General features: G+C 63.3%; 24 protein-coding genes. 10 read left to right on the forward strand and 14 right to left on the reverse strand.

What is annotated here, in order from left to right:
* The first annotated feature begins 57 nt into the window (after nt 1-57).
* Nucleotides 58-1515, forward strand: a complete 1458-nt coding sequence (locus tag HCN58_RS23440) for a glutamate synthase subunit beta (RefSeq protein WP_171581724.1) — start codon at nt 58-60, stop codon at nt 1513-1515.
* A 137-nt stretch (nt 1516-1652) separates the two neighbouring features.
* Here the strand turns inward: HCN58_RS23440 and HCN58_RS23445 are convergent, their stop codons facing one another.
* Complete coding sequence (locus HCN58_RS23445) at nt 1653-3356, reverse strand: outer membrane beta-barrel protein (protein WP_171581725.1); 1704 nt, start codon at nt 3354-3356, stop codon at nt 1653-1655.
* A 190-nt stretch (nt 3357-3546) separates the two neighbouring features.
* On the opposite strand from HCN58_RS23445, the gene HCN58_RS23450 reads away from it, so the two are divergent.
* The gene (locus tag HCN58_RS23450; RefSeq protein WP_171581726.1) at nt 3547-4560 is read left to right on the forward strand and encodes a KpsF/GutQ family sugar-phosphate isomerase; all 1014 of its coding nucleotides are present in this window, start codon (nt 3547-3549) and stop codon (nt 4558-4560) included.
* 107 nt (nt 4561-4667) lie between these two features.
* Here HCN58_RS23450 and HCN58_RS23455 read toward each other — a convergent pair whose 3' ends face one another.
* The 4 genes from HCN58_RS23455 to hemH all read right to left on the reverse strand — a co-directional run bounded on the left by HCN58_RS23455 (nt 4668) and on the right by hemH (nt 8016).
* Complete coding sequence (locus HCN58_RS23455; RefSeq protein WP_171581727.1) at nt 4668-5225, reverse strand: carboxymuconolactone decarboxylase family protein; 558 nt, start codon at nt 5223-5225, stop codon at nt 4668-4670.
* Between the two features lie 98 nt (nt 5226-5323).
* Nucleotides 5324-5770: an NfeD family protein gene (locus HCN58_RS23460; RefSeq protein WP_171581728.1), complete on the reverse strand. Its 447-nt coding sequence runs from the start codon at nt 5768-5770 to the stop codon at nt 5324-5326.
* A gap of 34 nt (nt 5771-5804) precedes the next feature.
* A complete protein-coding gene (locus tag HCN58_RS23465) occupies nt 5805-6806 on the reverse strand; it encodes an SPFH domain-containing protein (RefSeq protein ID WP_171581729.1) in 1002 nt (333 codons plus the stop codon).
* 172 nt (nt 6807-6978) lie between these two features.
* Nucleotides 6979-8016, reverse strand: a complete 1038-nt coding sequence (gene hemH / locus HCN58_RS23470) for a ferrochelatase (RefSeq protein ID WP_171581730.1) — start codon at nt 8014-8016, stop codon at nt 6979-6981.
* 92 nt (nt 8017-8108) lie between these two features.
* On the opposite strand from hemH, the gene HCN58_RS23475 reads away from it, so the two are divergent.
* Nucleotides 8109-8507 (forward strand): MAPEG family protein, encoded by a 399-nt coding sequence (locus HCN58_RS23475; RefSeq protein ID WP_171581731.1) that lies wholly within the window; start codon nt 8109-8111, stop codon nt 8505-8507.
* A gap of 865 nt (nt 8508-9372) precedes the next feature.
* On the opposite strand, the gene HCN58_RS23480 is transcribed toward HCN58_RS23475, so the two are convergent.
* From HCN58_RS23480 to HCN58_RS23495, 4 genes are all read right to left on the reverse strand, one after another.
* Nucleotides 9373-9810: an acyl-CoA thioesterase gene (locus HCN58_RS23480; protein ID WP_171581732.1), complete on the reverse strand. Its 438-nt coding sequence runs from the start codon at nt 9808-9810 to the stop codon at nt 9373-9375.
* Between the two features lie 116 nt (nt 9811-9926).
* Entirely contained in the window at nt 9927-10988 is a 1062-nt protein-coding gene (locus tag HCN58_RS23485; protein WP_171581733.1) for a nickel/cobalt transporter, read from the reverse strand.
* Between the two features lie 38 nt (nt 10989-11026).
* A complete protein-coding gene (locus HCN58_RS23490; protein ID WP_171581734.1) occupies nt 11027-11692 on the reverse strand; it encodes a DUF1007 family protein in 666 nt (221 codons plus the stop codon).
* A 107-nt stretch (nt 11693-11799) separates the two neighbouring features.
* Nucleotides 11800-13890 (reverse strand): M3 family metallopeptidase, encoded by a 2091-nt coding sequence (locus HCN58_RS23495; RefSeq protein WP_171581735.1) that lies wholly within the window; start codon nt 13888-13890, stop codon nt 11800-11802.
* 174 nt (nt 13891-14064) lie between these two features.
* On the opposite strand from HCN58_RS23495, the gene HCN58_RS23500 reads away from it, so the two are divergent.
* The 7 genes from HCN58_RS23500 to HCN58_RS23530 all read left to right on the forward strand — a co-directional run bounded on the left by HCN58_RS23500 (nt 14065) and on the right by HCN58_RS23530 (nt 19424).
* Nucleotides 14065-14325: a hypothetical protein gene (locus tag HCN58_RS23500; RefSeq protein WP_171581736.1), complete on the forward strand. Its 261-nt coding sequence runs from the start codon at nt 14065-14067 to the stop codon at nt 14323-14325.
* Nucleotides 14326-14979: 654 nt separating this feature from the next.
* On the forward strand, nt 14980-16122 hold the full coding sequence (locus tag HCN58_RS23505) for a type III PLP-dependent enzyme (RefSeq protein ID WP_171581737.1): 1143 nt from the start codon (nt 14980-14982) through the stop codon (nt 16120-16122).
* Between the two features lie 139 nt (nt 16123-16261).
* Nucleotides 16262-16861 (forward strand): GNAT family N-acetyltransferase, encoded by a 600-nt coding sequence (locus HCN58_RS23510; RefSeq protein WP_171581738.1) that lies wholly within the window; start codon nt 16262-16264, stop codon nt 16859-16861.
* Nucleotides 16862-16866: 5 nt separating this feature from the next.
* Nucleotides 16867-17028 carry a hypothetical protein gene (locus HCN58_RS23515; RefSeq protein ID WP_171581739.1) on the forward strand — a complete coding sequence of 54 codons (162 nt, stop codon included), beginning with the start codon at nt 16867-16869 and terminating at the stop codon, nt 17026-17028.
* Between the two features lie 98 nt (nt 17029-17126).
* Entirely contained in the window at nt 17127-17516 is a 390-nt protein-coding gene (locus HCN58_RS23520; RefSeq protein WP_171581740.1) for a RidA family protein, read from the forward strand.
* A 42-nt stretch (nt 17517-17558) separates the two neighbouring features.
* On the forward strand, nt 17559-18989 hold the full coding sequence (locus HCN58_RS23525; protein WP_171581741.1) for a homospermidine synthase: 1431 nt from the start codon (nt 17559-17561) through the stop codon (nt 18987-18989).
* Between the two features lie 207 nt (nt 18990-19196).
* Nucleotides 19197-19424, forward strand: a complete 228-nt coding sequence (locus HCN58_RS23530) for a hypothetical protein (protein WP_171581217.1) — start codon at nt 19197-19199, stop codon at nt 19422-19424.
* Between the two features lie 24 nt (nt 19425-19448).
* Here the strand turns inward: HCN58_RS23530 and HCN58_RS23535 are convergent, their stop codons facing one another.
* From HCN58_RS23535 to HCN58_RS23555, 5 genes are read right to left on the reverse strand one after another with little or no spacing between them, the layout of a single operon-like run.
* Nucleotides 19449-20186, reverse strand: a complete 738-nt coding sequence (locus tag HCN58_RS23535; RefSeq protein ID WP_171581742.1) for an ABC transporter ATP-binding protein — start codon at nt 20184-20186, stop codon at nt 19449-19451.
* On the reverse strand, nt 20176-20913 hold the full coding sequence (locus HCN58_RS23540; RefSeq protein ID WP_171581743.1) for an ABC transporter ATP-binding protein: 738 nt from the start codon (nt 20911-20913) through the stop codon (nt 20176-20178). Before HCN58_RS23540 ends, HCN58_RS23535 begins: the two co-directional genes overlap by 11 nt.
* Nucleotides 20910-21875 (reverse strand): branched-chain amino acid ABC transporter permease, encoded by a 966-nt coding sequence (locus HCN58_RS23545; protein WP_171581744.1) that lies wholly within the window; start codon nt 21873-21875, stop codon nt 20910-20912. Before HCN58_RS23545 ends, HCN58_RS23540 begins: the two co-directional genes overlap by 4 nt.
* The gene (locus tag HCN58_RS23550; protein WP_235983835.1) at nt 21872-22738 is read right to left on the reverse strand and encodes a branched-chain amino acid ABC transporter permease; all 867 of its coding nucleotides are present in this window, start codon (nt 22736-22738) and stop codon (nt 21872-21874) included. Before HCN58_RS23550 ends, HCN58_RS23545 begins: the two co-directional genes overlap by 4 nt.
* A gap of 51 nt (nt 22739-22789) precedes the next feature.
* Complete coding sequence (locus HCN58_RS23555; RefSeq protein ID WP_171581746.1) at nt 22790-24034, reverse strand: amino acid ABC transporter substrate-binding protein; 1245 nt, start codon at nt 24032-24034, stop codon at nt 22790-22792.
* Nucleotides 24035-24112: the final 78 nt, after the last annotated feature.

A 24112-nucleotide genomic window follows, 5' to 3' on the forward strand; every position in this document is an offset into this window, starting at 1 on the left:
CGCAATGACGGCGCGAACAGACATGAACGAACGAGAGATGCAGGGGCATCAGGTTTAATGGGCAAGATCACAGGTTTTCTCGAGATCGACCGCAACGAACGCAAGTATGCGCCCGTCGCCGAGCGGTTGAAGCACTATCGCGAGTTCGTCATTCCCTTAAGCGAGAAGGACACCCGCGACCAGGCCGCGCGTTGCATGAATTGCGGCATCCCCTATTGCCACGGCACCGGTTCGGTAGCGCCGGGCACGCCGGGCTGCCCGGTCAACAACCAGATCCCCGATTTCAACGATCTCGTCTATCAGGGCAACTGGGAAGAGGCTTCGCGCAACCTGCACTCGACCAACAATTTCCCGGAGTTCACCGGCCGCATCTGTCCCGCCCCGTGCGAGGCGTCCTGCACGCTCAACATCGACGACAACCCGGTCACCATCAAGACCATCGAATGCGCCATCGTCGACCGCGCCTGGGACAATGGTTGGCTGAAGCCTGAGATTGCGCCCGCCAAGACCGGCAAGAAGGTCGCGATCGTCGGCTCCGGCCCTGCGGGCCTCGCAGCCGCGCAGCAGCTCGCGCGTGCTGGCCATGACGTCCACGTCTACGAGAAGTTCGCCAAGGCGGGCGGGTTGCTTCGTTACGGCATTCCCGACTTCAAGATGGAAAAGCACATCATCGACCGTCGCGTGGCGCAGATGGAGGCCGAAGGCGTGACGTTCCATTACGGCGTCCATATCGGCGGCACCTCGCAAGGCGCGATCGATCCGCGCGAGTTGCTCAACCAGTATGACGCGGTGGCGCTGACCGGCGGCGCCGAAGCCGGCCGCGATCTGCCGATCCCCGGCCGCGATCTCGACGGCATCCATTTCGCGATGGACTTCCTGCCTCAGCAAAACCGCCGCGTCTCCTCCGAGCCGCTCGGCGACGCGAAGGAGATTCTCGCCGGCGGCAAGCATGTCGTCGTGATCGGCGGTGGCGACACCGGTTCCGACTGTATCGGGACGTCGTTCCGGCAGGGCGCAAAGTCCGTTACACAACTCGAAATCATGCCGGCGCCGCCCGAGCATGAGAACAAGGGCGTGACCTGGCCGAACTGGCCGTTGAAGATGCGCACCTCATCGAGCCAGGCCGAAGGCGCGAGCCGCGAATACGCGGTGCTGACGCAAAAATTCTCGGGCGTCGACGGCAAGGTGCAAAAGCTGCACTGCGTCAAAGTCGACGACAAGTTCAAGCCGATCGCGGGCACCGAATTCGAGCTCGAAGCTCAGCTCGTGCTGCTCGCCATGGGCTTCGTGCATCCGGTGCACGAGGGCATGCTGAAGACGCTCGGCGTCGACCTCGACCAGCGCGGCAACGTCCGCGCCAACATGGCCGACTACAAGACCTCACTGCCGAACGTCTTCTCCGCCGGCGACATGCGGCGCGGACAATCGCTGGTGGTGTGGGCAATCCGCGAAGGGCGGCTGTGCGCGCGGGCGATCGATCAGTATCTGATGGGGTCGACGACGCTGCCGCGGTAATTAGACGTGGAACGGGCCATGTTTGCAACTGTCATGCCCGGACTTGATCCGGGCACCCATCAATCTTCATGAGACGCTTTCGAAGGGATGGATTGCTGGGTCGAGCCCGGCAATGACGAGTTCGAACGACGGCTGCCTCAATGCTGCAGCCTCACCCCCAGCATCACTACCGTCGATGCCGTGCTGTTCCCCGGCAGGTTCGAATCCAGCCAGTCCCGCCGCAGCGTACCCCTGAGCCAGACGTTGCGGTTCATCTTGTAGATGGCCTCGCCCGAAACCGTGTAGATCTTGTCGCGCCTGGGATTCCCTTGATAGTCGAGTGAGCCCCAGGTGAACTTGCCGATCGCTGTCAGCCAGCGGCGAAAGTCGTGGTCGACTTCGACGGTATAGATGTGCGTTAGCACGCCCGACGTCCCGGGCAGCGTGGTCTCCGTGATCGTGGTGTCGGAATAGAACTTTGCCGTCGTCAGTGGCGTTGCGGTCCAGACCAGCGAGGACGACACGAGCAGGCCTTCCAGGCGGTCGAGCCTCGGATCGACATAGTCGCGCGCGGCGTAGCCGACGGCGATTTCGCCGGTCAACAGCCGCGAGAGCTCGAAACTGGTGCCGCCCTTTACGTAGCCGCCCGAGGAATCGCGCGCAAATCCGCTGCGGTCGATTCTGACATCATGCACGCGGCTGTCGCCTTGCACTTCCACGAACGGCTTTATGCCCGGCCTCAAATCATAGCTGACGCGGCCAACGCCGCCGTACTGGCTGAAATTGCGGTCGTCGTTGGCGGTCGACGTGCCGTCGGTGAGTTTCGAGTTGGTGTAGTCGGTGCGGTCGACGGTGGCGCCGGCGGAAACCTGCAGCCGGTTGAAGCTTTGGTCGACGCCGAGGGTGGTGCCCACCGTGGTGTAGATCGGATATCTGGCGAGGCCGGCCTGTACGTTCGGGCTGCCGGGATTGTCGGTCGAGACGAACAACCGGCCCTGCGCGGTCAGCCTCGTGTCGCGGCTGACATCGAGCCGCCCGTCGACATGGCCGATGAAATTGGGTCGATCGACATCCAGCGGCGCCGATAGCGGCGTGCCGTCGGGGTTCGGCGTGAGATTGCTGCCGTAGCCGGTGAACGAGCCGCGGAGATCGGCCACCAGCGCATGCCGTTCCCAGTCGGAGACCGCCAAAAATTCGGGCGCGATCACATAGAACGGCTTGCCTTGCGCGGCTGCGAGCCGACCGGGATTGGTGTCGTAGCCGCCCGAGAATTCGACCGCGGATTTGATCAGGAAGCTGCCGGCGTAATCGCCGACCGCGCCGAACGGATCATCGTCGATCCTGAGACGCTTGCGCGCTGGCTGACCCAGCACCGTGCCCGCCATTGCCGGCGGGATCGGGGTTTTGTGCGCCGACTCCGACGGGGGAATCGACAGCCGCAGCCGCGTATTCGACGCAATCGGCGGCGGACTGCCGGGACCGACCGGCGGCTTCGGCTTCGCCTGCGCCGGATAGTATTTCGGTTTCCTGCGCTTGCGGTTGAGCGAGTCATAGCCGAAATCGGCTGCGCCGCTCGCAGCCGGCAGGCCATATTTCGGGATCTGTCCGATCCGCGATGGCGCCTGCTTATCGCTCTCCTGCAGTTTCGGACTATTGAGGGAATCGTTCACCTCTGCCGCGGTCCGCCGCAGCGGCGAATCCGGCGGCGTCATCTGGCTGGTGCGCCTTGAGCTGAACAGGTCCGGCGTGACGGTTTGCGCTCGGGCGGTGGTTCCGGTCAGGGCGATCAACGCAAGGCACGGCAAGGCGGCGCGGAAGAGGCGCGCGCGGCTGTTCCGGCCCGTTGCTGGCCCCGCCCTCACGATAAAATATACTCCAACAAAAACAGATACTTGGTGGACGCACACCAAACAGCTCGCGGAACACGTCGTTAATGGAGTTAAAACAATTATGGTTAATGAGCCGTTGAAGGCCTCGCCGCCCGCGTCGCATCGCCCGACAGGCCATGCTATGGAGGGCTTCGGGCGAAACGCCCTCCTCCCTGGGACAGACATGGCCAATCCGAATCCGCTGATGGCACAATCATCCGGCTCCGATCCCGCGGATGCCGCCGTTCAATCGGCGCTGCGCACGCTCGACGCCGAGGGCAGCGGGATCGCTGCGATCACGGCGGCGCTGCAGTCCGATCTCCGCGCACCATTTGCCGCCGCCGCCGATCTGATCCGGAACGCCAACGGGCGGCTGATCGTCACCGGGCTCGGCAAATCGGGCCATATCGGCCGCAAGATCGCCGCAACCTTTGCCTCCACCGGCACGCCGGCGTTTTTCGTCCATGCCGCCGAAGCGAGCCATGGCGACCTCGGCATGATCACGCCGGACGATGTCATCCTGGCGCTGTCCTGGTCCGGCGAGCAGCCGGAGATGAAGAATCTGATCACCTATGCCAAGCGCTTCCGCATTCCCGTGATCGCCATGACCGCGGAGCGCGAATCTTCGCTCGCCAAGGCCGCCGACGTCGCGCTGACGTTGCCGAAGGCGCGCGAGGCCTGCCCGCACAACCTCGCGCCGACCACCTCCTCGCTGATGATGCTGGCGCTTGGCGACGCGCTCGCGATCGCATTGCTGGAAGGCCGCGGCTTTAGCTCGGTCGATTTCAGCGTGCTGCATCCCGGCGGCAAGCTCGGCGCACTCCTGAAATACACCCGCGATCTCATGCATACCGGCGACGCGGTGCCGCTGAAGCCGCTCGGCGCCAGCATGTCCGAGGCGCTGGTCGAGATGACGTCCAAGGGCTTTGGCTGCGTCGGTATCATCGATGCACGCGGCCACATCGTCGGCATTGTCACCGACGGCGATCTGCGCCGCCACATGGGGCCCGGCTTGATGTCGGCAACTGTCGACGAGGTGATGACGAGGAATCCGAAGACGATCGACCGCGACGTGCTGGCCGGCGAGGCACTGGAGATCCTCAATTCCTCGAAGATCACGACGCTGATCGTGACCGACACCAACAAGCCGATCGGCATCGTGCATCTGCACGATTTTTTACGGGCGGGCGTGGCTTAGGCCGGCGCCCAAACTCTCGACGTCATTGCGAGGAGCGCAGGGACGAAGCAATCCACCTATCGTTATGCCGCGACATGGATTGCTTCGCTTCGCTCGCAATGACGGGGTTAGGCCTGTGCTGGAAACCGCGCCGTGTTCTCCTCCAGCGGCAGCGCCAGTCCGTTCGCGAGATACGACACAGTGCGATAGAATCCGCACAGCAGGATGATCTCGAATATTTTCGCATTGTCGAAATATACCGACAACGCCGCGAATTCGGCGTCGCTGAGCGTGGCACGCTCGTGCAGCGCATCGACCGCGGCGATCAGGGCCTGCTCTGCCGGCGACCAGCATGTGTCGGTGGCCGCGCCCAGCACGGTGGCGCGGACCTGCTGCTCCGTCAAATGCGCGGCTTCCGCGAATGTCGTGACATGCACGCCCCATTCGTACTCGCAGCCGGTTCGCGCACAGGTGCGGTCGATGACGATCTCGCGCTCCCGCAAGCTGAGCGGCCCGCGATCCAGCAGACTGCCGGCGCGGAATTTCTCCCAGGCGCGGGCATTGCCCGCCATGACGCGAAACAGCACCAGCGGCGGCGCGCCGCGCATGATGCGGTCGAACTGCTCGGCAATGTCCGGCGCATAAGGCGGTTCAAGCGGCGCGATGCGCGGCGTGGTCTGTGCCACGGACAGCCCCTTTGCTACGAATACCGTAGCAGCATGCTACATTTTTCGTAGCGAAATGCAAGGAATCGAGGGAAAGTTTTCTGGGACGAGGAAGTCCCCTAAGCCGCCGCCACCGTCAGGCTGGCACCATCGACCTGTACCACCTTGACCCGGCTGCCGGCCGGCGCGTCGGGGCCGGCGACGCGCCAGATCGTATCGTCGATCCGGACGGTGCCGGTGCCGTCGACGATGGGCTTTTCCAGCGTGAATTCCCGGCCGACCAGCGCCTTGGTCCGGTTGTTGAGGAACGGATTGCTGACGCTGCTGCTGGAAGCGCTGCGTGCAAAATGCCGCCACGCCGGTACCGCGGCAACCGCGAACACCGCAAACATCAGGAGTTGCGTCTGCCAAGAGGGATTGATCGCAAACGACACGAGCCCGACCAGGAGCGCCGCGAGCCCGAGCCAGAACAAGAAGACGCCCGGCGCGAGCAATTCGAGCGCCATCAGGACGAAGCCGAAGATAAGCCAATTCCAGGTCCCTAACGTCGAAAACATCTCGGCCATGACGAACCTCTAATCAATCTTCCAGACCAAGCTCTCACCGCTGCGGCGTGACCGGCGGCGGGGTCGGGCCGGCGTTCGGCACCGAGCCTGTCCGCCGGGCGACAGCCGCAGCGGACGTCGCGGCTTCGCCGAAGGTCGCCTTGGCGATCTCGCCGATGCCGGCGAGCGAGGACAGCACGGAAGTTGCTTCCAGCGGAATCATCAGGATCTTCTGGTTCGGCGAATCCGCAAACTGTCCGAATGCCTTGATGTACTTGTCGGCGATAAAATAGTTCAGCGCGGCAACGTCGCCCTTGGCGATCGATTCAGAGACCATCTGCGTCGCCTTGGCTTCCGCTTCCGCCAGGCGCTCGCGCGCTTCGGCGTCGCGGAATGCGGCTTCGCGGCGGCCTTCGGCCTGCAAAATCTGCCCCTGTTTGGCGCCTTCGGCGCGCAAGATTTCCGACTGGCGCTGGCCCTCGGCCTGCAGGATGTCGGCGCGCTTGACGCGCTCGGCCTTCATCTGCCGCCCCATCGCTTCGACCAGATCGGCCGGCGGCACGATGTCCTTGATCTCGATGCGGTTGACCTTGAGCCCCCACGGCGACACCGCGGCGTCAACCACGCGGAGCAGCCGTTCGTTGATCTCGTCGCGGTGCGACAGCACCTGGTCGAGGTCCATCGAGCCCATCACCGAGCGGATGTTGGTCATGGTCAGCACGATGATCGCCTGCTCGAGATTGGCGACCTCGTAGCTTGCCTTCGCGGCGTCGAACACCTGGAAGAACGCGACCCCGTCCACCGTCACGGTGGCATTGTCCTTGGTGATTACCTCCTGCTCTGGGATGTTGATCACCTGCTCCATCATGTTCATCTTGCGGCCGACGCGGTCGAAATAGGGAATGATGAGATTCAACCCTGGCGCGAGCGTGCGGGTGTATTTTCCGAACCGCTCGATGGTCCAGTCATAGCCCTGCGGCACCGTCTTGACGCCCGCGAACAAAGTGACAATGACAAGCAGTACAAAGGCGATCGCGAAAACGTCGAAGCCACTCATAAAGTCCCTCCAAAGCCGGCAAGGTGCGTTGCCGGGCGCGGTCTCTCATTTGTCGGCAAAGGCGCGGCGCCGGTTCAGCCGGCTGTTCTCAAGTGATGTTATATAGCTAGGGAACGTTCTGCGGGCCACCAGATGTTCTTGGCTCCGAACGGCGAGTGGGTTGCTGAGGTGGTTAAATCCAGCCCTGCAACTCGCGCAAAACGAGCTGGCGGATGACGTCCATGCCGGGCTCGCTGTCGTTGAGGCAGGGAATCGCGGAAAACTGCTCGCCGCCATTGTGCCTGAAGATCTCGGCGTTTTCCTGCGCGATCTCCTCCAGCGTCTCCAGGCAATCGGCGGAGAAACCGGGGGTCACGACGGCAATGCGCTTCACACCATCTTTCGCCAGTTTTTCGATGGTCTTGTCGGTATAGGGCTGCAGCCACTCGTCGAAGCCGAAGCGCGATTGAAATGTAAGGATCAGCTTTGAGGCATCAAGGCCCAACCGCTTGCGCAAGCTTTCCGTCGTTGCGACGCACTGGGTATAATAGGGATCGCCCTTGTCGACATATTTCTGCGGCATGCCGTGAAACGACGCCACGATCAGCTCGGGCTGAAACGGCAGGGCCGCGAGATGTTCTGACATCGAGACGGCGAGCGCTTCGATGTAATCGGGATCGTCGTAATAAGGCGGGCTCACCCGCAGCGTTGGCTGCGCACGCATGTCGGCGAGCGCGCGAAACACCTCGTCGCAGACGGTCGCCGAGGTCGCCGCGGAATATTGCGGATAGAGCGGCACCACCAGCAGGCGATCGCAGCCTTGCGCAGCCAGGGCATCGATGCGCGAGCGGATCGACGGATTGCCATAGCGCATCGCCCAATCGACCACGACATGCTCGCGATCGGCGATCGCCTCCGCGAGCTTTTCGGCCTGCGAGCGGGTGATGGTCTTGAGCGGAGATTCGCCTCTCTCGGCGTTCCAGATCTTCTGGTAGTCGCGCGCCCTCCTGGCCGGGCGCACGCGCAAGATGATGCCGTTGAGGATCAGTTTCCAGACGAGGCCCTGGTCCTCGATTACCCGCGGGTCGGAGAGGAATTCCTTCAGATAAACCCGTACCCCCTGTGCATCGGCGGTATCGGGCGTGCCGAGATTGACCAGCAGCACGCCGATGCGTTGCGGCTGGGTTGCCGGCACAGGCTTCGCATTGCCGATGGGAACGACCACGGTCATGATTTCGATGGCTTCGCGCGTTGCACCATCCTTGTCAAGATAACCGCCGGTTCGCTACGCTTCTCAAATTGCCGCGGGGCGCGGGAGGAACCATGACGATCGCCGAATGGTGTGTTTTCGGAACGGTGCTGCTCTATCTGCTGACGATCGCATCGGTCAAATGGGCGGCCTACGGCCGTTTCGACAATGCCAAGCCGCGCGATCCTGCCTTCTACCAGGACCCGATCCGCACCCGTGCGCTCGGCGCGCATCAAAACGGCATCGAGGCGTTTCCGTTCTTTGCAGTTGCCGTGCTGCTGGCGGAGTTTCGGCTGGGACCGCAGCGCTTGATCGACGAACTCGCCATTCTCTTCGTGATCGTGCGGATCGCCTACGTTTTCACCTATCTCGGCAACCGCCCGACGCTGCGCTCGATTCTCTGGAGCCTCGGGTTCGCGATCAACATCGCGATTTTCTTTCTGCCGGCGATCAAGGGATATTTGGCGGTGTGAGTCGGCTTATCGCCTGATGACTTGCTGTCGTCCCTGCGAAAGCAGGGACCCATAACCACCTCGAAGGAAAGTCGTCAACCATCTTGCCAAGATAACGTCCGCCGCGGCGTATGGGTCCCGGATCGCGCTCGCTTCGCTCGCTTGTCCGGGACGACGGAGATGGGAGTAGCCGCGATACATAGCATGAATCCGCGTTCTCGCGGCGCGTTGCGCCCGAGGTTTGCTTTGAACCTCCCGCCCTCTCAAACAGAGGGCGCAGGGAAGACCGGGTGCTGGCTGCACCCGCGGTCTCGTGTGCCATTGCGCATAAAGAGAACGCACACGAGTATACAGGTACAGCGGGAGCATCCCGGCCTTCCCTGCGCAATGGCTTTACGGCTTACTTCGAGCTCTCCCCGGTGAACGGCTCTTTTGCCACCGTCGCCGACAGAAGCTTGCTTCCGCCGACTTAATGCCAGCACCGCGGCATCAGGACCACACGACTTCGCCGTACGCTTCCTGCGCGTACGTCTCGCGCATTCAGCGTCCACCGCATCTCACCGCACGTTCGTGACGATCGCGATCCGCCCCTCAATCGGATGAGACGGGCGGAGTCATGCCGCTGATTTGCCCGACATGTTAAGCGAAAAATTTTTGATTTCCGGGCTTGACACGATTTCTGAAAATCAGAATTGATTTGCCCGTCGCGTTATCTTGTCGCAGGCCGCTGCATGAGTGCACTTGCGCGCGCCGCAAATAGGTCGCAGTTCGTAGGTTGGGCAAAGCGACAGCGCGCCCACCATCAAGCAGCGCGGTGATAAATGGTGGGCACGGCGCTATTGCGCCTTTGCCCACCCTATGAGATCCTCGCGAGCGGACGAAGATCTCAAGCAGCCAGATGCTTCTCCCGCGTCGCGATCAGGTCGCGGATGGCCTTCGATATCGCGACCGGGCGATGGGTTTGCTGATCGGTGTTGACCCAGACGATCTCGCCGGTCACGAGCGCCTCATTGCCGCCTTTGAGGAAGATCGCAAGTTCGAAGGTCAGGCTCGAATTGCCGATCCGCGCCACCCGCGCGCCGACGTCCAATTCCCAGTCGAATCGGACCGCCGCCTTGTATTCGATGACGGATTTGACGACGTGGAAATCGACGCCGCTCTTTTTGGCGTCGGCGTACTGGTCATAGCCGAGCGCGCGAAAATATTCGGTGATAGTAGTGTCGAAATAGGTCAGGTAGTGCGCGTTGAAGACAACGCCCTGGCCGTCGATTTCGGAGTAGCGCACCCGGAACGGGTGAAAGAACCAGAATTGCTCGCGTGACATGGGATTCCCCGGCTATGCGTGTCCGATTTTCTGTAGCCTGGATGGAGCCTAGCGCAATCCGGGGGCCGTGGATCGACCATCCCGGGTTACGCTCCGCTTCACCCGGGCTACTGCGATCACAAGCACGTCGCGCGTTCGGCGGCGAGATAGCCGAACAACAGGCCCAAGCCGAACAAGAGCACCAGGCCGGCGGCGCCGAACTCGATGCCGCGCATGATCAGCGTGCCGCCGCCTTCGCGCCCGGCGCTCAGCCGTTTTGCCAAGCCTTTCGCCGATACGGCGATGATGGCGATGGTTGCGACAGTGATGGCGGTTCCGAGGCCCATCACGAAGGTCGCGGCGATGCCGGCCAGGAACAGGCCCTGCGCCAGCGAGAATACCAGCACCAGGATGGCGCCCGAGCAGGGCCGCATGCCGACGGCGAAGATCGTACCCAAACCGCGCCGCCAGCCGCCCGGACCGGCGAGCTGGTCCGGCGTCGGCCCGTGCGAATGTCCGCAATGCTCGTCATGCACATGGGCATGGCCGTGATCATGGTCATATCGATGGTCGTGATGAGAGCCATGGTCGTGATGATGGTGATGCCCGTGGCCATCATCATGATCGTGCTGATGGTGGGCTGTGGCCGCTGCCATCACCAGCGCCGGCTTCGCCTGCAGCGCGCGCATAAAACCGCCACCCTTGGTCCAGACCAGCCGGGCGCCAAAGGCCGCGATCAGGGCATAGCTGACGACCTCGATTGCCTTTTCCGCCGAGCACATCGTCTTGGCGGTGGAGGAGAGCAACCAGGCGAAGACGGCCACGATCGCAACCGCGACCAGCGCCTGCAGCAGCGCCGAGGCGAACGACAGCACCATGCCGCGCCGCGCGGTCTCCTCGTTAGCGACCAGATAGGACGAAATCACCGCCTTGCCGTGGCCGGGACCGGCGGCGTGGAAGATGCCATACGCAAACGAGATCCCAAGCAGCGTCCAGACTGCGCTGCCGTCCGATTTCGCTGCGCGAATGGTTGCCGACATTTCGCGGTAAAATTCAGACTGCCTGGCCAAAATCCATCCGATCACCCCGCCGACCTGCGGCTCGGCCGCGGGACGTGGACCGCCGAACGGATTTTGCGCCATCACCACGTGCAAGGCGGCATCGAAAATCACAACGGCCGCGATCGCCGCGGCCGTCATTGTGATACCTCGCGCGAGGCTTGTGCAGAGCGGCCGCCTCACGGGCAGTTCACCGTGATCTTGTTGGCGAACATCGCGCCATAATTGGAATTGTCGCCGTTCATGAAATTCTGCTCGTTCAGGCGCTGGGTGTTGGCGGTCTCGTCGTTCGGCCGCTGGAATTGCGTCTGGCAGGCGGCAGGCGCACCGATCAGCTTGATCGGGTCCTTGTCGTCGAATTTGAAGTCGATGAAGTAAGAGGGATCGAATACTTCCAGCGCCAATTGCTTCGACGTCGCCGGTGTCTTCAGCGGCAGCACGAAATGCAGTGTCAGCGCACTATCCTTGTATTCAAGGTAATAATCGATCGGCTCGTTGAATTTCGCCTTCTTGCCGTCGCTCTTGGCAAAGGTGAAGTAGGCGAACTCCTTCAGCGATTCGACATTGGTCTGAGCCAGCGGCGCCAGTTCCTCGCGGGTGTAGACGCCCTTGGTCTTGGTCGCGATGCCCTGCAGCGCGTAGGTCGAGAACATATCGTCGAACGTCCAGGCGTGGCGTACCCCCGTCATTGAGCCGTCGGCCGCGTAGACCACCTCGCTCTTTGCGGTGATCCAGACATGCGGATGGGCCTCGGCCGCCGCCGTGCCGAACAGCAACGCGACGATCAAGCCCAACAATCCGAACAGTACACGCAACACGTCGTCCCCGCGAACGCGGGGACCCATGCGCCGTGTCTTCTCCTTTAGGCAGTGTGGCAAAGACTTTTCCTTCACAACGAACACCGGGGTTATGGGTCCCTGCGTTCGCAGGGACGACACTTGGCGCCGGCTAATCAGGCCGCCGGCGTTGCTTCGAGCAGGCCGCGCCGGCGTAATAGCGCATCCGCCTCCGGCTCGCGGCCGCGGAATGCGACATAGGCGTCCTCGGGGTCGCGCGAGCCGCCCGACGAATAGATGTCGTCGTGCAGGCGTTTTGCCACCGCGGGATCGAAGATGTCGCCGGCCTCCTCGAACGCGCCGAAGGCATCCGCATCCATCACCTCCGACCACATGTAGCTGTAATAACCGGCCGCATAATGATCGCCGGAGAAGATATGGCCGAATTGCGTGGGCCGGTGCCGTAGCGCGATTTCCGCCGGCATGCCGATCTTCTCCAGCTCCGTCTTTTCGAACGCCGCGACGTCGCGGCTGGCGGTGGCCGGCTGGGTATGGAATTCCAGATCGATCAGCGCCGAGGAGACGAATTCAACGGTGGCAAAGCCCTGGTTGAATTTTCGCGCGGCGAGGAAGCGCTGCAGCAGGTCGTCCGGCAGCGGCTCGCCGGTCTGATAGTGCTTGGCAAACTGCCGGAGCACCTGCGGCTGCTCCTGCCAGTGCTCGTAGAGCTGCGAGGGCAGCTCGACGAAATCGGTGAACACGGATGTGCCCGACAGCGAGGGATAGGTGACATTGGACAGCATGCCGTGCAGGCCGTGGCCGAACTCGTGGAAAAGGGTGCGCGCGTCATCCGGCGACAGCAGCGACGGCTGGCCGTCTGCGCCCTTGGCGAAGTTGCAGACATTGATGATCAGCGGGGCGACCTCGACGTCGAGCTTCTGCTGGTCGCGTAGCGAGGTCATCCAGGCGCCGGAGCGCTTTGAGGGCCGGGCGAAGTAATCGCCGTAGAACAGCGCCTTGTGCTTGCCGGCGGAGTCCTTGACCTCCCAGACCCGGACGTCCGGATGCCAGACCGGGATGTCCTTGCGCTCCGAGAAGGTGATCCCGAACAGGCGGGTGGCGCAGTCAAAGGCGGCCTCGATCATGTGGTCGAGCACCAGATAGGGCTTTATCGCCGCGTCATCGAAATCGGCTTTCCGCTGCCGCAGCTTTTCGGCGTAGTAGCGCCAGTCCCAAGGGGCGAGGCTGAAATTGCCGCCTTCCTCCGCGATGAGCGCCTGCAGGGCGTCGCGGTCGGCGAGCGCCCGCTCCCGGGCCGGCTTCCAGACCCGCTCCAGGAGCCCGCGCACCGCCTCCGGCGTCTTGGCCATGGAATCCTCCAGCCGGTAGGCGGCATAGGTCGGAAAGCCCATGATCTTCGCGGCCTCCTCGCGGAGCGCGAGGATCTCGACAATGGTGGCGTTGTTGTCGTTGGCATTGCCATTGTCGCCGCGCGCGGTGAAGGCCTTGAAGACCTTCTCGCGCAAGTCGCGGCGGGAGGAGCTTTTCAGGAACGGCTCGACCGAGGAGCGCGACAGCGTCACGATCGCCTTTCCTGCCATGCCCCGCTCTTCGGCCGCCGCCTTGGCCGCAGCGACGAAGGCCTCGGGGAGGCCGGCACGGTCGTCCTCGCCGAGCTCCATGAACCAGTCCTGCTCGTCGCCGAGCAGATGATGGCTGAACGAGGTGCCGAGCTGCGCCAGCCGCTCGTTGATCTCAGCTCGGCGCTTCTTGGCGACCTCGTCGAGGCCGGCGCCGGCGCGGTAGAAGTTGGTGTAGGTGCGCTCCAGCAGCCGCATCTGTTCAGACGTCAGGCCGAGCGTGGCGCGGTTCTCGTGCAGCAGCGCGATGCGGCCGAACAGCACCGCGTTCATCATGATCGGGTTCCAGTGCCGCGCCATCCGCAAGGAGACCTCCTTGTCGATCTCCAGGATCGCGGGATTGGAGTGCGCCGAGACCAGGTCGTAGAACACGGCAGAGACCTTCGCGAGCAGCTTGCCCGAGCGCTCCAGCGCTGTGATGGTGTTGGCGAAGTCCGGCACTGAGGGATCATGGGTAATCGCCGCGATCTCGGCGGCATGGTCGGCAAAGGCCTGTTCGAAGGCCGGCAGGAAATGTTCCGGCTGGATCTCGCTGAACGGCGGCGTCTCGAACGGCGTCTGCCACGGCCGGAGCAGCGGGTTCTCGCCAGCTTCCGAAGGGGCCGCCGTCTGCAGGGTTTCCGACATCACAATTCCCGTTTTTGCCTCGTTTTCTTGGGCGGAAACCGGTACCGGTTTCGCTCGAAAACGCTCCAGAAGATGCGGCAATCTATAGCACGCGATGCGGCATTTTTGGGCCTTTTGCGCTTGATAGAGAGGGCCTTTTCGGAGAGATTGCGCCCCTTGAAAAGGACCTTTTCCATGAGCCCACAGCCCGCCTCCACCTCCTCCCGCAGGATCGTATGGCCGAGCGTCATCACCGTCATCTCGGCGGCGATCCTGATCGGCGCTGAAGTGTTCGGCGCGGCGTTTGCCGGCGGCTGGGCACTCGCAATCCTGTTCGGCCTCAACGACACCAGCGCGCACATCCTCCAGGCGGTGCTGTTCGGCGTCGGCGTGCTGATCATGGTGGCGTTCATCCGCGCCGCGCAACGCATCGAGCCGTTCTTCAAGCGCGCGTGACGCGCGTTCAATAAAGCGCTGCGGCACAGGTGCTGAAGCGTTCAACGCCGCCCAAGAAATCTTAACGTCCATTCATGTTTGTCGTGAGCCGTGCGCGCTTCGAACGCTTTCGTAAGCACACGTCGGGGAAATTTGTCCCCAGCCTAAAAAATTTCTTGCGAAGCAGAATCAAAAGTCTTATTTCCAGCCTTGCCCAATTTCGCACGTGCCTGTGGTCGTGTGTCAGTCGGTAGGTATCCGGACAAGAGGCCGGACAGCCGCCAAGGGATGAAGAACCGAGGGTCGCTCCTGTTCGAGTGGCCAGCATCTCTCTCAAGAGATGCCGTTGAAGGTCCCTTCCTCCTTTGCAACCGTGACTGGCAGCCGGAGGCGAACCGGTGCACCCCGCTCTCAACGGGGGACGCGACTTAAAGCAACGACGGATCGGGCTTTTTTGGTCTCTACCGGCATTCCACCGCCGGCGCGGGCTACTGAAAAGGCTTGTCCTTCATTGCCAGGTGTGCGGGCGGGAAAATTCCCAACCAATCCACGGCAGCACAATTCGGTTCTTGAGTTCGAGGCTTCGTCGCGTCTCCATCGTGCGGCAACGCCAAAGCACTCACGTCCGAGATCAAATTTGAACGGGACCCGTCGCTGGGCCGTTTGGAGGGTGCTATGACCGAACGTATTCAGGAATTCCTGCGTAACCGCCGCAGCGAGGGCCAGGACACCGAGCCGTGCCTCGTCGTCGACCTCGAAGTCGTGCGCGACAATTACCAGACCTTTGCCAAGGCGCTGCCGGACAGCCGTGTGTTCTACGCGGTGAAGGCCAATCCAGCGCCTGAAGTGCTGTCGCTGCTCGCCTCCATGGGCTCCTGCTTCGACACCGCGACCGTCGCCGAAATCGAAATGGCGCTGGCTGCGGGTGCGACGCCGGATCGCATCTCCTATGGCAATACGATCAAGAAGGAGCGCGATATTGCGCGCGCCTTTGCGCTCGGCATTCGCCTGTTCGCGGTCGACTGCGCCGCCGAGGTCGAGAAGATCGCCCGTGCCGCGCCCGGCGCCAAGGTGTTCTGCCGCATCCTCTATGACTGCGCCGGCGCCGAGTGGCCGCTGTCGCGCAAGTTCGGCTGCGACCCGGAGATGGCCGTCGAGGTGCTCGACCTCGCCAAGCGCGTGGGCCTGGAGCCGGTCGGCATCTCGTTCCATGTCGGTTCGCAGCAGCGCAAGGTGAAGGCGTGGGACCGCGCGCTGGCGATGGCCTCGACAGTGTTCCGGGACTGCGCCGAGCGCGGGATCAACCTGTCCATGGTCAACATGGGCGGCGGCTTCCCGACCAAGTACCTGAAGGATGTTCCTCCGGTCGTGCAGTACGGCCGGTCGATCTTCCGTGCGCTGCGCAAGCACTTCGGCAACCAGATCCCGGAGACCATCATCGAGCCGGGCCGCGGCATGGTCGGCAACGCCGGCATCATCGAGACCGAAGTCGTCCTGATCTCCAGGAAGAGCGACGAGGACGAGGTACGCTGGGTGTATCTCGACATCGGCAAGTTCGGCGGTCTCGCCGAGACGATGGACGAGTCGATCCGTTACGCCATCCGCACGCCGCATGACGGCGCGGAGATGACGCCGTGCGTGCTCGCAGGGCCTACTTGCGACAGCGCCGACGTGCTGTACGAGAAGCTGCCGTACCCGCTCCCGGTGACGCTCGAGATCGGTGACAAGCTGCTGATCGAAGGCACCGGGGCGTACACGTCGACCTACTCGTCGGTCGCGTTCAACGGCATCCCGCCGCTCAGGACCTACCACATCTGAGCCTTCTTACCTCTCCCGCTTGCGGGAGAGGAGCAAGAGAACCGGGAGCCGGTCCGCCGGCTCCCTCCCCTGCACAAGCGAATTCGAACACAACGCGTCGCGCGGCTCCCCTGCCGTGGCGAGCGGGGACTGACGTGCCATGGCTGCTTTGCGGAAGACCACCGTTGCCCTCACCCCCGATGCCGCTCCGTTCGCGATCCGCAGCGAGAGGGCCTCGGACCTCGTTGCGCGCGAGGCGCTGCTGGATGCCTGCTTTGGCGGCAACCGCCATGCCCGCACCTGCCAGCGCCTGCGCGACGGACGCGCGCCTGCCGAAGGCCTCAGCCTGTCGGCGGTGGCGCAGGGCCGCCTGGTCGGGACCGTGCGGTTGTGGCACGTCAGCGCCGGGGGTATCCCGGCGCTCATGCTCGGCCCGCTGGCGGTGGAGGTTTCCTCCCGTCAGCTCGGGGTCGGGGCTGCGCTGATGGACCACGCGCTCGCGGCGGCGAAGGCGCGTGGCCATCGCGCGGTAATCCTGCTCGGCGACGCGCCGTACTACGCCCGCTTCGGCTTCTCGGCCGCGAAGACCGGCGAGCTGTCGCTGCCGGGCGCCTTCGAGCGCGACCGGCTGCTCGGCCTGGAGTTTTGTGACGGCGCGCTCGACGGCGCCTGGGGGATGATCGTTCCAACCGGCGCGAAATTGCCGAAAACAAAGGCAGGGCGGGCCAGGAAGACGGCGCTCGTGCCGCGGGTGGCCTGAAGACCATGCCGGCGATCCTCCCCCGAGATGCGCGTCCGCGCCTGCGCAGTGCCATCACGACGGTGTTGTTGATCATGATTTCGGTCATGATCGTCCGGGACATCTTCGTGCGCCGCTGGGGCGGACCCACGACGCCTGCCCCCGACATCACCCGGCATTCCCGGTGACGCCGCCAGGGGTTGCGTGCGCCGGGGAAAAGCCCTTAAACCGCGCCCATCCCGCCGCCGGATCATTCCCCAGGATCGTTCCCAAGATCGAGGTTCCGATGCCCCGCCGCCTGATATCCACCGGCTCGCCGTTCGAGAAGACCGCCGGCTACAGCCGCGCCGTCATCGACGGCGATTTCGCCTTCGTCGCCGGCACCACCGGCTACGACTACACGACCATGGTCATTCCGGCCGATATCACGAGCCAGGCTCGCAACTGCTTTGGGAACATCGAAGCTGCGCTGAAGGACGGTGGGTTTGCGATGGCCGACATCGTCCGCGCCACCTACTACATCACCGACATCGCCGATGCCGACGCTTTCTTTGCGGTCTGCGGCGAAGTCTTCGGCGAGATCCGCCCGGCCACAACCCTTCTCGTCGTCGCCGGGCTCTACAAGCCGGAGATGAAGATCGAGATCGAAGTGACCGCGAAGCGCCGGACCGCCTGATTTCCCCTTCAACACAGATCGTACTTTTCCGGAGACGTACCTATGAGCCCGCCCTCGCAGATCCACGCCAAAATTTCCGGCCCCATTGTCATGATCGGCTTCGGCTCGATCGGCAAAGGCACGCTGCCTTTGATCGAGCGTCATTTCGACTATGACAAATCGCGCTTCGTCATCATCGATCCGCATGAGGACGGCGAGCTGGCCAAACAGCACGGCGTGCGTTTCATCAAGCAGGCGGTGACCCGCGACAATTACCGCGAGGTGCTGGTACCGCTCCTGACCGCCGGCGGCGGCCAGGGCTTTTGCGTCAACCTCTCGGTCGACACCTCGTCCGTCGACATCATGACGCTGTGCCGCGAGATCGGCGCGCTCTACATCGATACCGTCGTGGAGCCGTGGCACGGCTTCTATTTCGACAAGGCGATCGGCCCGGAGAAGCGCTCCAACTATGCGCTGCGCGAGACGTTGCTGGCGGCCAAGCACAAGAGCCCCGGCGGCACCACCGCGGTCTCCACCTGCGGCGCCAATCCCGGCATGGTGTCGTGGTTCGTCAAGCAGGCGCTGCTCGACATTGCCCGCGACACCGGCGTTGAGCTCAACGAGCCGAAGAGCAGGGAAGGCTGGGGCCAGCTCGCGCAGAAACTCGGCGTCAAGGGCATCCACATCGCCGAGCGCGACACCCAGCGCTCCAAGAAGCCAAAGCCGATGAACAAATTCGTCAACACCTGGTCGGTCGAAGGTTTCGTCTCCGAAGGCATGCAGCCGGCCGAGCTCGGCTGGGGCACGCACGAGAAATGGATGCCGGAGAACGGCCGCGAGCATACCGAGGGCTGTGGCGCCGCGATCTATCTCCTGCAGCCCGGCGCCAACACCCGCGTGCGCTCCTGGTGCCCGACGCCCGGCGCGCAATACGGCTTCCTCGTCACCCACAACGAGTCGATCTCGATCGCGGACTATTTTACGGTCCGCGACGGGGCGAAGGTGGTGTACCGCCCGACCTGCCATTACGCCTACCATCCGGCTAATGACGCCGTGCTGTCGCTGCACGAGATGTTCGGCGCCACCGGCCAGATGCAGCCCTCGTGGCACATCCTCGACGAGAACGAGATCGAGGACGGCATCGACGAACTCGGCGTGCTGCTCTATGGGCACGGCAAGAACGCCTATTGGTACGGCTCGCAGCTCTCGATCGAGGAAACCCGTCGCATCGCGCCCTACCAGAACGCCACCGGCATGCAGGTGTCCTCGGCCGTGCTGGCCGGCATGGTGTGGGCGCTGGAAAACCCCGATGCCGGCATCGTCGAGGCCGACGAGATGGACTTCCGCCGCTGCCTGGAAATCCAGATGCCCTATCTCGGCCCTGTGAAGGGCTTTTACACCGACTGGACGCCGCTGTCGGACCGGCCTGGCCTGTTCCCGGAAGACATCGACACCTCGGATCCCTGGCAGTTCAGGAACGTGCTGGTGCGGTAACGGCATAACACAGGCGCTGCAGCTCCTCCGCTGCAGCGCACAACATTCTCCCCACGGCCGCGAACGGCGTAGAACTACGCAGGAGAACCCGGTCCCTCGTAACAGTCGATTAATGCAATCGCGCCATCCTGAGGGGTGATTTTCTGCGAGGGCCCTGGGCCGTCGCCAAGCTTTTTGAGCGACGGCTCCCTCGGTGGAGCGAGCAACATGCGCAGCATCATTGCCATCGTGCTGTCGGCAGCGGCACTGGCGTCGTGCACGCCCGAGAGCAGCAGCAATGCTGACGTGACGGGCTCGATCGACAATTGCGTGCGCAAGCTCTACAGCCAGTACAATCCCAAGGACATGAAGCAGTGCGTCGCGGTGTGCATCACCTGCGAGCGCGGGGTCATGACGACCTGCTCGACCGCCTGCACGCTCAGGGGCGCACAATAGTCGCACGTCTACGGTGCGGCGCCGTCAGGCGACCCCACCGAGATAGAGCCGCTTGACGATGTCGTTGGCCTTCAACTCGTCGACCGACCTTGCAGCCACCGCGATCTCGCCGTGAACGATGATGTAGCCGCGGTCGGCGATCCTGATCGCCTGGTTGAAGTTTTGCTCCGCCATCAACACGGTCAACCCCACGCGCTGTTTGAGTTCGCCGATCTTGGAAATGGTCTGCGATACCAATAGCGGCGACAGCCCCACGGAAGGCTCGTCGATCAGCAATAGCCGTGGCGACGACATCAGCGCGCGGGCGATTGCGAGCATCTGCTGCTGTCCGCCGGACATGGTGCCGGCGAGTTGGCCGCGCCGCTCCTTCAGCACCGGAAACGTGTCGAAGACGAGCGCGAGATTCTGCTGGATGGCGCTGCGGGCCATTTTCCTGAACGCGCCGAGCATCAGGTTTTCCGTCACCGTCAGCTTGGGAAACAGCCGCCGCCCCTCCGGCACCAGCGCGACGCCGAGATCGACGATCGCCTCGGGCGAGAGTTTTGTCAGATCATGCGACACGCCGTCGATCGAAAGCGCAAGCCGGCCGCTGTCTGGGCGAACCAGGCCCATGACGCACTTCATCAGCGTGCTCTTGCCGTTGCCATTGGTGCCGAGCAAGGCCACGGTCTCACCGGCCTCGACATGCAGCGTGACGCCGCGCAGCGCCTTGACGGCGCCGTAGCCGGCATCGAGGCCCTCGATGGCAAGGCTAAGTGCCAAGATAGGCCTCCTGCACCCGCTTGTTGGCCATCACCTCGCTAGGCGCGCCGAGCGCGATGATCTTTCCGGCGTCGAGGCACATCACCCGTTCCGAAAAGCGCATCACCGCCTGCATGATATGCTCGATCATGATGATGGTGATGTCTTCCTCGCCAAGGCTGATCAGGAGATCCAGCACCTCGTCGACTTCGGAAGACGACAGCCCGGCCATCGCCTCGTCCGAAATCAGAAGCTTCGGACGCACCGCCATGGCGCGGGCAAGCTCCATCTTGCGCAGTTCGACCTGGCTCAACGTATCGCTCGGGGCTGCGGCCTTCGCGGCGAGCCCCATCCGCGTCAGGATCGACATCGCGATTTCTTCCTCCGCCGCGGCTGAACCGGCGGCGGCAAAGTCGAGCCCGACCATAAGGTTCTCCAGCACGGTCATGCTCCTGAACGGCCGCGGAATCTGGAAGCTGCGGGCGATGCCACGGCGCGCGCGCAAGTGGGGCGGCAATTGCGTGATGTTCTCGCCGCAGAACACCACGCTGCCCACCTGCGGCTTCAACGCGCCGGAGATACAGTTGATCAGCGTGGTCTTGCCCGAGCCGTTCGGGCCGATCAGGCCGAAGCGTTCGCCCTTCCTGATCTCGACACTGATATTGTCGAGTGCGGTGAAGCCGCCGAAGGTCTTTGTCAAAGTCCCTACCTGCAGCAGGGGTGCATCGGCTGCGGCCAACGTCGTCATTGCTTGCCTCCCGCGCGCAGACGATAGCGTGGCCGCAATAGGCCGATGATGCCTTTGGGCGCGCCGACTACGAACAGCACCAGCATGATGCCGAGCACCAGCACGTTGACCTCCGAGGAGATGGTCACGGCAAGAAGCTGCTGCGTCGAGCCGAGCAGGATGGCGCCGAGCACCGGGCCGATCCAGTGCGCGGTGCCGCCGATCAGCGCCATGGCCAACGCCGAGACCGAGTAGCTCAGGTTGAAGGCCGAGGAGGGATCGGCATATTGGAGATACATGGCGGCGGGCGCGCCGGCCGCGGAAATCAGCGCGCCTGAGATCATGCAGGCGATCAGTTTCAGCTTCAGCGTCGGCACGCCCGTGCATTCAGCCGCGAGTTCGTCGTCCCGGAGCGCCTGCAGGCCGCGGCCGATCCGGGAATTCTGGATGTAGCGTGCGGTCGCAACGGCGATGACCGCCAGCATGGCCTGTACGAAGAACAGCATCTTCACGTAGCTGTCGAACGGCGCCATCACCGGCGGCCGCTGGATCTGGATGCCGGCCGCGCCGCCGACGAACCGCCAGTTCATCACAAAGGTCTCGATGATGATCGCAAGCGCGATCGTCGCGATCGAGAAAAAGATGCCGCGCATCCGCAAGGTCAGGAGACCCACGCCAAAGCCGAGCGTCATGCCGACGACGGCGGCGGCTGCGATCTGCACCACGAGCGGCGCGCCTGTCGCCTTGAACAGGGCGACCGCCGTGTAGACGCCGACGCCGAAAAAGGCATTGGTGCCGAAATTGACGTAACCGGCATAGCCGCCGAGGATGCTCCAGGCAACGGCGAGCGCGATGAACTGCAGGATCACGTAGCCGGCAAAAAACGGATATTCGTTGCGGACGATTTGCGTCATCGTCAGCACGGCGACGAGGAAGACGGCGACGGCGGCCCAGAATGCGATGCTGTGGCTGCGCTTGTTCATCGGCCGAGCAGACCCTGCGGCCGGACGGCAAGCACGCCGAGCAGCATCGCGAACGAGATCGCCGGCGCCCAGGAGGCACCGAACAACGTCAGCACGATGGATTCGGCGACGCCGAGGATGATGGCGGCGATCAGCGTACCGCTGATGCTGCCGAGCCCGGCCATGACAACAACGCAGAATGTCCGCCCGATATAGGCGCGGTCCAGTGTCGGCTCGACCGGGGCTACGATGATCAATAGCGCGCCGGCGATGCCGAGCACGGCAGTGGCGATGCCGAAGGCAAATTGCTTGATGCGGACCGGATTGGCGCCCATCAGCCGCAGCGCCTCCTCATCCTGCGCCACCGCGCGGATCGCGCGGCCCATGAAGGTTTTCGACAGGTAGACCGCAAGCAGCACCGTCAGCGCCAGCGCCACTGCGAACGCCACCAGTTGCCGGATCGGTATCCGAAACTCGCCGAACCGCCACGCCTTGCCGATATAGGTCGCGGAAACCGAGCGCTGGTCGACGCCGAATTGCAGGATGATCAGCACCTCAATGATGAAGGCGATGCCGAAGAAGAAGGCGATCCCGCGGACGGCGGCGTCGCTGCCACGCCGCTCGAAGGTTTCGTGATAGACGCGGTAGGCGAGCAGACCGAACACGAAAAACAGCGGAGTGATAATGAGGCCCGCCAGCAGCGGATCGATATCGTAGCTCTCGTTGAGCTGGAACACGCCGTAGGAGGCGAGCACCAGGAATGCCGGATGCGCGACGTGGGGAACGTCGAGCAGTCCGAACGAGACAGACAATCCGACGCTGACGGCCGCATAGAAGCAGCCGAGCAGCACCCCAAGCACCACTGCGCCGAGCAGCAGGTCCATCGAAAACAATTCAGGTTCCCCCTTGGCCCTGAGCCGGAAAAGCCACGAGGCCTAGTTTCGGGCAGCCTCGAAGGGACTGATGAGCTCTCCGGTTTTCAATTTATCCGGGAATAGAATCACCTGCTTGCCGGAGGAGCGGAACTGCTCGATGTCCTTATCCTTCACACCGCGGAACTGGGCCTGCAGGGTTGCCGTTTCCTTGCGCTCGCCATCCGCCGAAAACGCGATCGGCCCGACGATGGTCTTGTGCTCGTTCTCGCGCAGGTATTTCGCGATGCCCTTCTGGTCGAGCGACTTGGTCGCAGCCACCGCCGCCTCGATCATCTGGCCCATCGCATAGCCGAACGGCGCCAGATAATAGCCGAGCGGATCAACCTTGGCCTCGACGGCGCGCTTGGTGTACTTGTCGAAAAATTCCTTGGTGCCGTCGAAATACATGCTCTTTTCCGGCAGCCAGGTATTGTAGTTCACGACGCCGTTGAGCAGCGAGCCGAGGTTCGACATGACGGCAGCAAATTGCAGGCCGACCATGCCGCCACCGAAAATCTTGACGCTATCGCCGATCCCGATCTCGTTCACGGCACGCAGGATGCCGGCCGAGTCCGGCGGATAGGATGCGACATAAACGATGTCGGGCTTGGCCGCTTTCAGCGCGCGGATGATGGACGAAAATTCGACCGTATTCGGCGGGTAGACCTGGTCGAAAACGATCGGAATGTTGCGCTTCTTGGCAACGTCCCGCGCGGTCACCGCCAAATTCTGCGCGAATTCCTGATCCGCGGTCAGCAGCGCCATGTTCTTGCCGCCGGCCTTCTGCGCCAGGTCGAGGAACGAGGCAGCCCAACTGTCGGCCGGTCCCCATGGCGCGTTGTTGAACCACATGTCGTGACCGACCTTGCTGTTCACCTGGAATGAGAAATTGCCCATCAGCAAGAGGCCGCGCTGCTTGACGAACGGCATGATCGGCGCGGTCGGCACCGTCGCGTAGGGCGCGAACAGGAGATCGACCTTATCGACGTCGACCAGCTTGGCGTAGATCGCGGGCGTCTCCGAGGCGCTCGACTTGTCGTCATAGACGACCAGTTCGACCTTGCGGCCGAGTAGCCCACCCTTGGCATTGACGTCGTCGCGCCAGATCTCGATGCCGAGCAGCGAAGCCTTGCCGCCGCCAGCGAGTCCGCCGGTCTGCGGCATCGACATGCCAATCTTGATCGGCGGCTGCTGCGCCAGCGCGCGCGAACCGTGCCCAACCACCGCGACGGCCATTGCGCCGCCCAGGAATGTTCTGCGTTCCATCGATTCCCCCTTGTGCCATTGTCGTTCTGCGTCCGCCGGATCTTCGCCCGGCTGCGGTGAAGTGCATCGTGTCAGGCT

The organism is Bradyrhizobium australiense (assembly GCF_013114825.1).
Taxonomy (GTDB): Bacteria; Pseudomonadota; Alphaproteobacteria; order Rhizobiales; family Xanthobacteraceae; genus Bradyrhizobium; species Bradyrhizobium australiense.

What these genes read in the sequence shown, in the direction of transcription:
- HCN58_RS23440 (WP_171581724.1), top strand. Translation starts at nt 58, where the DNA reads ATGGGCAAGATCACAGGTTTTCTCGAGATCGACCGCAACGAACGCAAG.
- HCN58_RS23450 (WP_171581726.1), top strand. Translation starts at nt 3,547, where the DNA reads ATGGCCAATCCGAATCCGCTGATGGCACAATCATCCGGCTCCGATCCC.
- HCN58_RS23460 (WP_171581728.1), bottom strand. Translation starts at nt 5,770, where the DNA reads ATGGCCGAGATGTTTTCGACGTTAGGGACCTGGAATTGGCTTATCTTC.
- HCN58_RS23465 (WP_171581729.1), bottom strand. Translation starts at nt 6,806, where the DNA reads ATGAGTGGCTTCGACGTTTTCGCGATCGCCTTTGTACTGCTTGTCATT.
- hemH (WP_171581730.1), bottom strand. Translation starts at nt 8,016, where the DNA reads ATGACCGTGGTCGTTCCCATCGGCAATGCGAAGCCTGTGCCGGCAACC.
- HCN58_RS23475 (WP_171581731.1), top strand. Translation starts at nt 8,109, where the DNA reads ATGACGATCGCCGAATGGTGTGTTTTCGGAACGGTGCTGCTCTATCTG.
- HCN58_RS23480 (WP_171581732.1), bottom strand. Translation starts at nt 9,810, where the DNA reads ATGTCACGCGAGCAATTCTGGTTCTTTCACCCGTTCCGGGTGCGCTAC.
- HCN58_RS23485 (WP_171581733.1), bottom strand. Translation starts at nt 10,988, where the DNA reads ATGACGGCCGCGGCGATCGCGGCCGTTGTGATTTTCGATGCCGCCTTG.
- HCN58_RS23490 (WP_171581734.1), bottom strand. Translation starts at nt 11,692, where the DNA reads ATGGGTCCCCGCGTTCGCGGGGACGACGTGTTGCGTGTACTGTTCGGA.
- HCN58_RS23495 (WP_171581735.1), bottom strand. Translation starts at nt 13,890, where the DNA reads ATGTCGGAAACCCTGCAGACGGCGGCCCCTTCGGAAGCTGGCGAGAAC.
- HCN58_RS23500 (WP_171581736.1), top strand. Translation starts at nt 14,065, where the DNA reads ATGAGCCCACAGCCCGCCTCCACCTCCTCCCGCAGGATCGTATGGCCG.
- HCN58_RS23505 (WP_171581737.1), top strand. Translation starts at nt 14,980, where the DNA reads ATGACCGAACGTATTCAGGAATTCCTGCGTAACCGCCGCAGCGAGGGC.
- HCN58_RS23510 (WP_171581738.1), top strand. Translation starts at nt 16,262, where the DNA reads ATGGCTGCTTTGCGGAAGACCACCGTTGCCCTCACCCCCGATGCCGCT.
- HCN58_RS23515 (WP_171581739.1), top strand. Translation starts at nt 16,867, where the DNA reads ATGCCGGCGATCCTCCCCCGAGATGCGCGTCCGCGCCTGCGCAGTGCC.
- HCN58_RS23520 (WP_171581740.1), top strand. Translation starts at nt 17,127, where the DNA reads ATGCCCCGCCGCCTGATATCCACCGGCTCGCCGTTCGAGAAGACCGCC.
- HCN58_RS23525 (WP_171581741.1), top strand. Translation starts at nt 17,559, where the DNA reads ATGAGCCCGCCCTCGCAGATCCACGCCAAAATTTCCGGCCCCATTGTC.
- HCN58_RS23530 (WP_171581217.1), top strand. Translation starts at nt 19,197, where the DNA reads ATGCGCAGCATCATTGCCATCGTGCTGTCGGCAGCGGCACTGGCGTCG.
- HCN58_RS23540 (WP_171581743.1), bottom strand. Translation starts at nt 20,913, where the DNA reads ATGACGACGTTGGCCGCAGCCGATGCACCCCTGCTGCAGGTAGGGACT.
- HCN58_RS23545 (WP_171581744.1), bottom strand. Translation starts at nt 21,875, where the DNA reads ATGAACAAGCGCAGCCACAGCATCGCATTCTGGGCCGCCGTCGCCGTC.
- HCN58_RS23550 (WP_235983835.1), bottom strand. Translation starts at nt 22,738, where the DNA reads ATGGACCTGCTGCTCGGCGCAGTGGTGCTTGGGGTGCTGCTCGGCTGC.
- HCN58_RS23555 (WP_171581746.1), bottom strand. Translation starts at nt 24,034, where the DNA reads ATGGAACGCAGAACATTCCTGGGCGGCGCAATGGCCGTCGCGGTGGTT.